Below are 10,798 nucleotides of genomic sequence, written 5' to 3' on the forward strand. Positions count from 1 at the left end.
TATGGAGTGTGTTTAATTTTTACTTATAAAACACACTCTTTTTTTATAGAATGCATTTTTATCAACTATTTTTAGAATCTTAAATCAATAAGTAATTATTCAATTTCTGAATAATATAAATGGAAGTTGGTTTAAGGAAACAATTTTAAGTATGACGAAATTCCAAACGCTGGATTTATATTCAATTGGAGAAAAAGATGTAGAATTTTGTCTTACGGTCCCCGTTTACTTTTCATTTCATTACATATAGGCTTTGTGGTGTAAAGGAGAAAATCACCTTTACACAAAATTTATAAGGAGGACATTGTGATGAAAAAGATTAAAAAGTTTGCGGGAGTTGCTTTAGCGGGGACGATTGGATTAAGTGGACTACTGTTTTTAGAACCAAGTGTAAGTGCTGCAGAAACACAGCAGGTGAAAGAAGAAAATTTCAATGCAATTGATGTAACGATGAATCAAAGTGAATTTTATGTATTGAGTGGCAGAAGCATTGATGTTCTTTCTGGAGATAAAGAAGCAATTCAACTAAATAAATACACAATTCGTTTTAGTAAACCAGGGAAGTATGTCATTAAAGTAAATGGCTGTATTTATGACGATATATATACTTTTATTGTAAATGAGTAGTATATATTCTTAAATTGTGAGATGAAAAAAGAAACACCCTATTTGCGGTGAGAATCGTAAATAGGGTGAATTTATTTGTATTAAACTGTACTTTAAATATGTTCACTAATTTTCTTTTTGCTATGTAAAGTATGTAAAAGTGTTTGAAACATCTTAAATGATTGCTGAAAGATTGGACTTTGAATAAAGGTGTACAGAAAAGTTACGATGAAAACAGGACCTCCTAGCATAAATCCAATAACTAGTACAACACATTCTACTATAATTCTAGCACGGCTAATAGACAGTCCTGTTTTGTCGGAAATAGTAAGCATGAATCCATCGCGAGGTCCAGCACCAATCCCAGCCGCAACGTACATCCCTCCCCCAATACCTGTAATGGCAATACCGGATAATAAAATGAGTAAATTTATCCATAAAAAATCACTAGCGTTTGGAAGGATATTTGATTGTAAGAAAAAGTCCATAATGGGACCGATAAGTAGTGCATTTAAAAATGTGCCCACATTTATATATTTTCGATCTACTAGTAAAGAAATGAGAACGAGACATAATCCACATATGACACTCCACGTACCAATGGTCCATCCAAACCTTTGGTAGAGAGCCATGTTTAAAACTTCCCAAGGATGTAAACCGAGAAACTTAACTTTGACTGCAAGAGCATTTCCAAGGCCGAAAAAAATTAATCCTAAGAAAAAAAGAAAATAGCGAAAGAGAGTTAGCCTCATCTTTAAAACCTCCCATATTGTATAATTATGTATATTACATGTAAGAGTTTTAATGTACAAATATTACGACTCTTTAGCTGGTATTTATAATTTCTAAAATACAAATGAAATATATATTCGCAGTCAAAAAAGTTAAAATATTTCGTTTTAAGGACTATAATAGAGAGAAACATAAAAGGGAGTGAATGAGTTTGAAACAAGAACTTATTGAAAGATTTACGAGATATGTAAAGATTGATACACAATCAAATGAAGAAAGTCATACAGTACCAACAACACCTGGACAAATTGAGTTTGGTAAGTTATTAGTGGAAGAGTTAAAAGAGATTGGCTTAACAGAAGTAACAATGGATGATAATGGGTATGTAATGGCAACACTTCCTGCTAATACGGAAAAGGATGTTCCAGTAATCGGCTTTTTAGCACATTTAGATACGGCAACCGACTTTACAGGGAAAAACGTAAAGCCACAAATTCATGAAAACTTTGATGGTAATGCAATTACATTAAATGAAGAGCTAAATGTTGTGTTAACGCCGGAACAGTTCCCAGAATTACCATCTTATAAAGGGCATACGATTATTACAACTGATGGTACAACACTGCTAGGAGCAGATGATAAAGCTGGTCTTACAGAAATTATGGTTGCAATGAATTATTTAATACATAATCCGCAAATTAAGCATGGGAAAATTAGAGTTGCGTTTACGCCAGATGAAGAAATTGGCCGTGGACCAGCGCATTTTGATGTAGAAGCATTTGGTGCATCATTCGCTTATACGATGGATGGAGGTCCATTAGGTGGTTTAGAATATGAAAGCTTTAATGCTGCAGGTGCTAAGTTAACGTTTAACGGAACGAATACACATCCTGGAACAGCGAAAAATAAAATGCGTAACGCAACTAAACTTGCTATGGAGTTTAATGGGCATTTACCAGTAGAAGAGGCACCAGAATATACAGAAGGCTATGAAGGATTCTATCATTTGCTTTCTTTAAATGGTGATGTTGAGCAAAGTAAAGCGTATTATATTATTCGAGATTTTGATCGTGAAAATTTTGAGACACGTAAACATAACGTTGAAAATATTGTGAAGCAAATGCAAGAGAAGTATGGACAAAATGCAGTCGTTTTAGAAATGAATGATCAATACTATAACATGCTTGAAAAAATCGAACCAGTGAGAGAAATTGTTGATATTGCATATGAAGCGATGAAAAGTTTAAATATCGAACCAAACATTCATCCGATTCGTGGTGGAACAGATGGATCACAATTATCGTATATGGGATTACCAACGCCGAATATTTTCACTGGTGGTGAAAACTATCACGGTAAATTTGAATATGTTTCGGTGGATACGATGGAAAAAGCTGTTCAAGTTATTGTGGAAATCGCAAGACGATTCGAAGAACAAGCTTAAAAAAACCAAGTAGTGCGGATGCGCTACTTGGTTTTTTAGTATAATACTCGCCACAAATAAAAAGTTGCGTAAGATTCCCAGTTGGTCCAATTTGCCGCAAAATCTTTTATTTCATGTTTAGTCGGTTTACTTTCAGAACCTGTTATACATTTAATTGCATTGTGCAAGCCAACATCGTCAATGGGAAAAGCGGAAGGAAATCGTAAACAGCGCATTAAAACATAGTTGGCAGTCCACGGTCCTATACCGTGTATAGCAGTTAATTGTTTTTCAGCGATTTTTATATTTTGTATTTGCAATAAAGATTCTTTTGATAGTTTTCCTTCTGTAATAAGCTTTGCAACACCGATTACATATTCGCATTTTCTAGTCGTCATTTTTAAGTTTTTGAGATCCTCTACATGTAAATGTGCAATCGTTTCAGGAGAAGGGAATATCCAATGTTTTTTATCGTCCCATTCTACATAACTTCCAAATGTCTCAACTAATCTTCTTTTTAGCGTATAAGCATATGTGAGATTAATTTGTTGACCGATAATTCCCCAGGAAAGTGCTTCAAATAAATCAGGAATACCTAAAGTTCGAAGTCCATAAAACTTTTGAGTAGGACATCGAAGGAGTGGATCAAGTTTAGCTAATTGATAGAAGGGAGCCAAATCGGTATTTAAATCAAACCATTCAGTTACATAGTTAGCAACAGCTTTGCATATCCATTTTTCAGAGATATAGGATTCTCCTAAAAAACGTATTTGAATAGTATCATCCGTATTCATACTAATTTCAACTAAAGGATGTACATCCTGAACAGGGATAACTTTATAAATTTTGTTATCTTCAATGTGAAACATACATTCATTGTTAGAACGTGATAGATAGCGTAAATTTTCTTGGAAACTAAACTCTGTTGGAACTGATAAAGTTAATGCGCTAGTATATTTTGCTGTCATATACATTCTACCGGAGATTTTTCTAATGTAAGCAACACTTTCTTCATTTCTAATCCACCCCTAAAACCGGTTAGTTTACCATTCTTTCCAATAACACGATGGCAAGGAATTGTAATGAGAAGAGGGTTGGCAGCAATAGCAGTAGCAACGGCACGCACAGCAGTAGTTTTTTGCATTCTTTCGGCAATTTCTGAATAAGAATATGTCTTTCCATAAGGAATTTCACGTACCGTATTCCAAACAGATAATTGAAAATTAGTTCCGTAAGCATCGATAGGGAATGTAAAAGTTTCACGTTTACTTTCTAAATACTCGATAACTTCTTTCATATATGATTGTAGGTAATCTGGATTACATGCCAATATATGTTGTGGCAATTTCTTTCTAGCCCATATATTTAGTTCTTCAAATTTTTCATCTTGTGATCCAATGAAGCATAGTCCATTTTCAGTTGCAGCAATATGAAACTGCCAATTTTCATGTGTAAGTAGCGTCCAATATATAAATTTATTTTTGGAGGAATTCATTATTTTATCCTTCTTTCATTTCGTTCTTTTTTCGATATTCAGTAGGAGTGAATCCGGTTTTCTTTTTAAATAAAGTTGCGAAATACTCTGGGTTTTCTATCCCGACAGCAGTACTAATTTCTTTAATGGATTGATTTGTGTGTAAAAGGTGTTCTGCCGCTTTAACAATCCTAAACTGCTGTATATATTCTATTGGACTTATTCCTGTTACTTTTTTGAAAGTGCGTTGCAAATGAAATGGGCTACCATGACATATTTCAGCAAGTATGTCGAGAGTTAATAATTCGTCAAAGTGCTTTTTGATATAATCTTTAATTTGTTCTACCCACTCTTCATTAGGTAAAGTGAGCCCATTTGGTTTACAACGTTTGCAAGGGCGAAAGTTTTCACTTAATGCTTGCTCTGCATGATGAAAAATTCGTACATTGTTTCTATTCGGTATTCTTGATTTGCATGACGGTCGGCAAAAGATTCTGGTTGATTTCACAGCATAAAAGAATTTACTATCATAGGAAGAATCATTATGAATAATTGCTTGCCAATGCTCATTTGTTAACGTAATCCCTTCATTGTGCAAAGAACATCACCTCTGAAATTAGTATAACCTGAATAAAGTGCGTATGTATGTATTCACAAATGTAAGAGCAAGATTACAAAGGTGAAAATATGATTGTTTTTCTATTTTGTGATAGCATGAAATTTGAAAGTGAACATCAAGAGGAGGACTATAGGTGAAGTTAATTTCGTGGAATGTAAATGGTTTGCGAGCAGTTGTCGCAAAAGGTGGATTTTTAGAATATCTTGAGGAATCAAATGCTGATATATTTTGTTTACAAGAGATTAAATTACAAGATGGGCAAATTGATTTAAATCCAGAGGGATATTATACATACTGGAATTATGCTGTGAAAAAAGGCTATTCAGGAACAGCTATTTTCACGAAAAAAGAACCGCTATCTGTAACATACGGTTTAGGAATTGAAGAGCATGATCAAGAAGGCCGAGTTATTACTTTAGAATTCGAAGATTTTTACATGATAACGTTATATACACCAAACTCAAAACGAGGATTAGAACGATTAGATTACAGAATGAAATGGGAAGATGATTTCAGGGCTTATATTAAGCAATTAGATGAAAAAAAGCCCGTTGTTTTTTTCGGTGATTTAAACGTTGCTCATAAAGAAATCGATTTAAAAAATCCAAAAAGTAATCGTAAAAACCCTGGATTCTCTGATGAGGAACGAGAGAAATTCACATGTATTTTAGAAGAAGGATTTATTGATACGTATCGTTATCTGTATCCTGATCAGGAAGGTGCATATTCGTGGTGGTCGTATCGTATGGGAGCGAGAGCAAAAAATATTGGATGGCGTTTAGATTATTTTGTTGTTTCCGAAAGAATGAAAGACAAAATAACAGAGGCGAAAATTAATAGTGAAGTAATGGGATCAGACCATTGTCCAGTTGAATTACATATAAATTTCTAAAAAAAGAAGTATCTTCCTAAGATTAGGTGGATACTTCTTTTTTATTCAGTTTGTTAAAATTTTTCAAATCTTTCTTGAAATAATTGCATATTAAATATATACTTAGTAACGATAATCATTATCAATGAAAAGCGTTATCAATAGATGAAGTGTAAAATAATTATAGTTTAGGGGAAGTGAACGAGAATGAGTTCTGGATAGAATTATTAATCTAATGAAATATATATGTAAGACAAGGTTCATATAGTTAAATTTTGTTGAGAATATAGTTTGAAAATTCGGGAGGAGTTATATAAAGATGAACAAGAAGTTATTTACTTTAGGGATGGTTACAGTTTTAAGTGTAGGACTAGCAGCATGCAATAGTACGGATAAAACTTCAGGAGAACAAAAGCAACAGACAAAAGCTACGGAAACGAAAAAAGACGAAAAAAGAAAAATTACATATTTAGGTAAAGAATATACAGTGCCAGCAAAAGTAGATAAAATTGCGACAGCTAGTTTAGAGTCAATGGAAGATGCAGCGGTACTTGGTATTAAGCCAGTAGGTGCTATTACTGTCGGTGGTAAATTACCGAAGTATCTTGAAAAAGATTTAGAAGGTGCAAAATCTGTTGGTGAGAAGATGGAACCAAATTTTGAAACATTACTACAATTAAAACCAGATGTTATTACATCAAGTACGAAATTCCCAGCAGAAACAGCTGAAAAGTTCACGAAAGTAGCTCCGACATTCCCGGTATCACACGTTTCAACAAATTGGGAAGATAATTTAAAGTTAATGGGAGAATTAACTGGTAAAAAAGATAAAGCAGAAAAGATTATTAAAGATTACAATACGGATGCTGAAAAAGCAAAAGCAAAATTAGGAGATAAGTTAAAAGACAAAAAAGTACTTGTCATTAGACTAAGAGCAAACGACTTATTCCTATACCCAGAAGGAGTATACTTCAACCCTGTAATTTATAAAGATCTTGGACTAACTGCTCCAGAACAACTTAAAACGGTAAAAGCACAAGAAAAGATTTCTTTAGAAAAATTAGCTGAAGTTAATCCTGATTATATCTTCTTACAATACGAGGCAAGTGAAAATAATAAACCGAAAGTGTTAGAAGACATTGAAAAGAATCCAATTTGGCAAAGTATGAATGCTGCGAAAGAAAAGAAAGTATTTGTAAACGTTGTAGATCCAATGGCACAAGGTGGTACAGCTTGGAGTAAAACAGCATTCTTAAAAGAAGCAGTGAAAAATTTATCTAAATAATACAATAAGTAAGGTGCGTTGAATGATATGCAGAAAACAAATGCAGTACCAGTAACTATATTGTGTATAGCACCCATACTCATTTTATTTACAGTTATACTTTCTATTTTGTATGGGGCAAAAAGTATTGATGCTGAAACAGTGTGGAACGCATTATTTCATTTTGATTCAAGTGATGTAAATCATAATATTATTATTACTTCACGTTTACCAAGGGTAGTTGCAGCTCTTTTAGTCGGAGCATTTCTAGCCATATCAGGAGCACTTATGCAGGGGATGACAAGAAACTATCTTGCATCCCCTTCTATTATGGGTGTGACGGATGGGGCAGCTTTTGTTATTACACTTTGTATGATTTTTCTACCGGGAATGTCATTAATTGGTATGGTTTTATGTTCAATGATTGGTTCTGCACTAGGAGCAGGTATCGTGTTTGGTTTTGGTTCGCTCCTTCAAAATGGTTTATCACCAGTTAGGTTAGCAATTATCGGAACAGTTATTGGAACATTTTTAAGTAGTGTATCTGCTGCGATGGCTTCATATTTCCAAATTTCTCAAAATGTTAGTTTTTGGTTTAATGCAAAATTAGATCAAGTGGATCCTACTGTAATTAAAATCACGATACCTTTTGGGATAATTGGGATAGCTTTAGCATTATTAATATCAAAATCTATTACCATTCTTTCTTTAGGAGAAGAGGTATCTATTAATCTGGGACAACGTACAAAACTAGTTAAAGCGATGGCGATTTTATCCGTTATTCTTTTAACAGGAACAGCAGTTGCTTTAGTCGGGAAAGTAGGTTTTGTAGGTTTAATTATTCCGCACATTACTCGCTTTATAATTGGGGTAGATTATAAGTGGATTTTGCCATGTGCAGGTGTTATTGGCGGGGTTTTCTTAGCATTATGTGACGTTTTGAGTAGATTTGTAAACTATCCATTTGAAACACCAATTGGCGTCGTTACCTCCTTAATTGGAATTCCTTTCTTTCTTTATTTAATCCGTACAAGAGGGGGAGAGAGACATGCCTAAAAGTTCAAGTCAACGTTTCGGAATGACAATGGGGATTATTATATTTTTAATTTTTGGTGCTATTTATATTAGTTTAACGAACGGTACGTTTGATATTACGATTACGGATGTATTTAAAACACTTTTTAGAATTGATCCAGTACCAGAACATGATCTAGTTATCTTTGATTTTCGTCTTCCACGCATCGTAATTGCTGGGTTAGTAGGATTAGGCCTCGGCGTTGCAGGTGCTGTTATTCAAGGGATTACGAGAAATGGATTGGCAGACCCAGGTATTTTAGGAGTGAATGCTGGGGCCGGAACAGCCATCGTTATTTTTATGTTTTTCTTTCAAGGGCAATTAAAGAGCACAGACTGGATGTCTATTATGATGATGCCAATGTTTGGTTTAGTCGGCGGATTAGGTGCAGCTATCATCATTTATCTGTTTTCATGGAAAAACGGTAAGCTAGACTCGCAACGTCTTTTATTAACAGGGATTGCAATTGGATCAGGATTTGGAGCATTTTCTATGTACTTATCACTCAAAATGAAGTCAACTGATTTCGAAATGGCTGCAGTTTGGGTGTCTGGAAGCATATATAGCGCAAACTGGAAGTATATTGTTGCTATGTTGCCGTGGCTTATCATATTAATTCCACTTATACAAAAGAAGGCTTATTTATTAGATTTATTTCAACTGGAAGAAACGAGTATTACAAGTCTAGGTGTTTCAGTAGAAAGAGAGAAATCTATTTTACTACTAAGTAGTATCGGACTTGTGAGCGCATGTGTCGCAGTTTCAGGAAGTATTGGTTTCATTGGATTAATGGCACCGCACATAGCGAAAAGGCTTGTTGGTATTCAGCATAAGTACATCATTCCTACGTGTGGAGTAATCGGAATGTTTCTTGTAATTGCTTCAGACTTTATTGCAAAAACAGTTTTCACACCTGTAGAGTTACCAGTTGGAATCGTTATTTCTATTGTCGGTGTACCGTATTTCTTATATTTACTTTATAAGGCGAAAGCGTAAGAGGAGGAATAAAAGTGAGTATTTTAAGTGCAAAAAATTTAGAAACGAGTTATGAAAAGCTTACAGTGTTTCGCGATTTAAATGTGGAAATACAAGAAGGAAAAGTAACGACAATTATAGGGCCAAACGGGTGTGGCAAATCGACATTGTTAAAAACAATGGGAAGAATTTTAAAGCAAAAGAGCGGTAAAATATATTTGCAAGGACAGGATTTAAATACAATTCCAACGAAAGAAATTGCGAAGCAGTTAGCTTTACTTCCGCAAACTCCAATTGCGCCAGGAGAGCTTAAAGTAGAAGAGTTAATTTCTTATGGACGCTATCCACATCGAAATAACGTAAATAAGTTAACTTCAAAAGATAAAGAGATGATTGATTGGGCACTAGATATAACGAAAACTTCTGAATTTCGAACGAGACAAATTGCAAATCTATCAGGTGGTCAACGACAAAAGGTATGGCTAGCGATGGCTTTAGCACAAGAGACAGAAGTGTTACTACTAGATGAACCAACGACATATCTTGATATGTCTCATCAACTAGATGTATTACAAATTGTGGAGAAGTTAAATAAAGAACATAATTGTACGGTCGTAATGGTACTACATGATATTAACCATGCAGCAAGGTTTTCAGATGAAATTATTGCAATGAAGGAAGGGGAAATCGTTACAACTGGTAGCCCAGAAGAAATCATTACAAATGAAGTGTTAAAAGAAGTATTTCATATTGATGCGCGTGTCATGATTGATCCGTATAACGGATCTCCTGTTTGTTTTGGATACGATAGCGTTGTATCTCAAGAAGAGAAAGTAGAAATATATGTAACGAGTTAAGGAGGGGGGAATATAAGATGAATACTACTATTGAAAAACAGCAGATTATTACAACGAATACAGAACAGTGGAAAATGTATTCAAAATTAGAAAGTAAAGAATATCAAATTCATATTTCAAAGCCGAGGCAGCCAGCACCAGAGTCAGGATATCCTGTTATATACGTATTAGATGGCAATGCTTTTTTTCAAACATTCCACGAAGCGGTTAAAATACAATCAGTTAGAGCGGAAAAAACAGGTGTTTCACCAGCCATTATAGTAGGTATTGGTTATCCAATTGAAGGGGCATTTTCAGGTGAGGAAAGATGCTATGATTTTACGCCTAGTGTAATTTCAAAAGATGCCCCTTTAAAACCAGACGGTAAACCGTGGCCTAAAACAGGAGGAGCACATAATTTCTTTACTTTTATTGAAGAAGAATTAAAACCTCAAATTGAAAATAATTATGAGATTGATAAAGGGAAGCAAACATTATTTGGGCATTCGCTAGGTGGTTTATTTGCTTTACATATACTATTTACAAATGTAAATGCCTTTCAAAGTTATTTTATTAGTAGTCCATCTATTTGGTGGAATAACCAATCCGTGCTTGAAAAAGAAGAGAATCTAATAAATGAGTTAAACAATGCAAAAGTTGAAACAGGAGTATTTCTTACAGTTGGTTCACTAGAACGAGAGCATATGGTTGTAGGTGCAAATGAATTATCAGAGCGCCTTCTCCGAGTAAAACACGATCAGTTTCGATTTACGTTTTATGAAGCTGAAGGGGAGAATCATGCATCAGTTGTGCCGACCTCTTTAAGTAAAGGGTTAAGATTTATTAGTCACGTATAAATTGAAATGAATATCTAATAAAATGCAAACAAAAGGCTATGGGAAATTTGAAGTGAACCCTGAAAA

The 10,798-nt window shown here is 34.3% G+C and carries 12 protein-coding genes; 8 read left to right on the forward strand and 4 right to left on the reverse strand.

Annotation, left to right across the window (positions count from 1 at the left end):
- Nucleotides 1-309 precede the first annotated feature (309 nt).
- Nucleotides 310-627, forward strand: coding sequence for a hypothetical protein (locus DN394_RS05805; protein ID WP_097844249.1), 318 nt, complete (start codon nucleotides 310-312; stop codon nucleotides 625-627).
- A gap of 92 nt (nucleotides 628-719) precedes the next feature.
- On the opposite strand, the gene DN394_RS05810 is transcribed toward DN394_RS05805, so the two are convergent.
- Nucleotides 720-1,358, reverse strand: a complete 639-nt coding sequence (locus tag DN394_RS05810) for a YczE/YyaS/YitT family protein (protein ID WP_098084995.1) — start codon at nucleotides 1,356-1,358, stop codon at nucleotides 720-722.
- A 191-nt stretch (nucleotides 1,359-1,549) separates the two neighbouring features.
- On the opposite strand from DN394_RS05810, the gene pepT reads away from it, so the two are divergent.
- The gene (gene pepT, locus DN394_RS05815) at nucleotides 1,550-2,782 is read left to right on the forward strand and encodes a peptidase T (protein ID WP_098084994.1); all 1,233 of its coding nucleotides are present in this window, start codon (nucleotides 1,550-1,552) and stop codon (nucleotides 2,780-2,782) included.
- A gap of 35 nt (nucleotides 2,783-2,817) precedes the next feature.
- Here the strand turns inward: pepT and DN394_RS05820 are convergent, their stop codons facing one another.
- From DN394_RS05820 to adaA, 3 genes are read right to left on the reverse strand one after another with little or no spacing between them, the layout of a single operon-like run.
- The gene (locus DN394_RS05820) at nucleotides 2,818-3,729 is read right to left on the reverse strand and encodes a DNA-3-methyladenine glycosylase family protein (protein WP_098208814.1); all 912 of its coding nucleotides are present in this window, start codon (nucleotides 3,727-3,729) and stop codon (nucleotides 2,818-2,820) included.
- Nucleotides 3,726-4,256, reverse strand: coding sequence for a methylated-DNA--[protein]-cysteine S-methyltransferase (locus tag DN394_RS05825; RefSeq protein ID WP_098084991.1), 531 nt, complete (start codon nucleotides 4,254-4,256; stop codon nucleotides 3,726-3,728). Before DN394_RS05825 ends, DN394_RS05820 begins: the two co-directional genes overlap by 4 nt.
- Before the next feature lie 4 nt (nucleotides 4,257-4,260).
- Nucleotides 4,261-4,833: a bifunctional transcriptional activator/DNA repair enzyme AdaA gene (gene adaA / locus DN394_RS05830; RefSeq protein WP_097993599.1), complete on the reverse strand. Its 573-nt coding sequence runs from the start codon at nucleotides 4,831-4,833 to the stop codon at nucleotides 4,261-4,263.
- 154 nt (nucleotides 4,834-4,987) lie between these two features.
- On the opposite strand from adaA, the gene DN394_RS05835 reads away from it, so the two are divergent.
- From DN394_RS05835 to DN394_RS05860, 6 genes are all read left to right on the forward strand, one after another.
- Nucleotides 4,988-5,746, forward strand: coding sequence for an exodeoxyribonuclease III (locus DN394_RS05835; protein ID WP_149293676.1), 759 nt, complete (start codon nucleotides 4,988-4,990; stop codon nucleotides 5,744-5,746).
- 298 nt (nucleotides 5,747-6,044) lie between these two features.
- Nucleotides 6,045-7,010, forward strand: coding sequence for an iron-hydroxamate ABC transporter substrate-binding protein (locus DN394_RS05840; protein WP_097993595.1), 966 nt, complete (start codon nucleotides 6,045-6,047; stop codon nucleotides 7,008-7,010).
- Nucleotides 7,011-7,037: 27 nt separating this feature from the next.
- A complete protein-coding gene (locus DN394_RS05845; RefSeq protein ID WP_097993593.1) occupies nucleotides 7,038-8,045 on the forward strand; it encodes a FecCD family ABC transporter permease in 1,008 nt (335 codons plus the stop codon).
- On the forward strand, nucleotides 8,038-9,060 hold the full coding sequence (locus DN394_RS05850) for a FecCD family ABC transporter permease (RefSeq protein WP_061678140.1): 1,023 nt from the start codon (nucleotides 8,038-8,040) through the stop codon (nucleotides 9,058-9,060). Before DN394_RS05845 ends, DN394_RS05850 begins: the two co-directional genes overlap by 8 nt.
- A 14-nt stretch (nucleotides 9,061-9,074) precedes the next feature.
- Nucleotides 9,075-9,896 (forward strand): ABC transporter ATP-binding protein, encoded by an 822-nt coding sequence (locus DN394_RS05855; protein WP_097993592.1) that lies wholly within the window; start codon nucleotides 9,075-9,077, stop codon nucleotides 9,894-9,896.
- A gap of 17 nt (nucleotides 9,897-9,913) precedes the next feature.
- On the forward strand, nucleotides 9,914-10,732 hold the full coding sequence (locus DN394_RS05860; RefSeq protein WP_098208815.1) for an alpha/beta hydrolase: 819 nt from the start codon (nucleotides 9,914-9,916) through the stop codon (nucleotides 10,730-10,732).
- The last annotated feature ends 66 nt before the right edge of the window (nucleotides 10,733-10,798 follow it).

Source organism: Bacillus sp. BB081, assembly GCF_008368895.1.
GTDB lineage: Bacteria > Bacillota > Bacilli > Bacillales > Bacillaceae_G > Bacillus_A > Bacillus_A wiedmannii.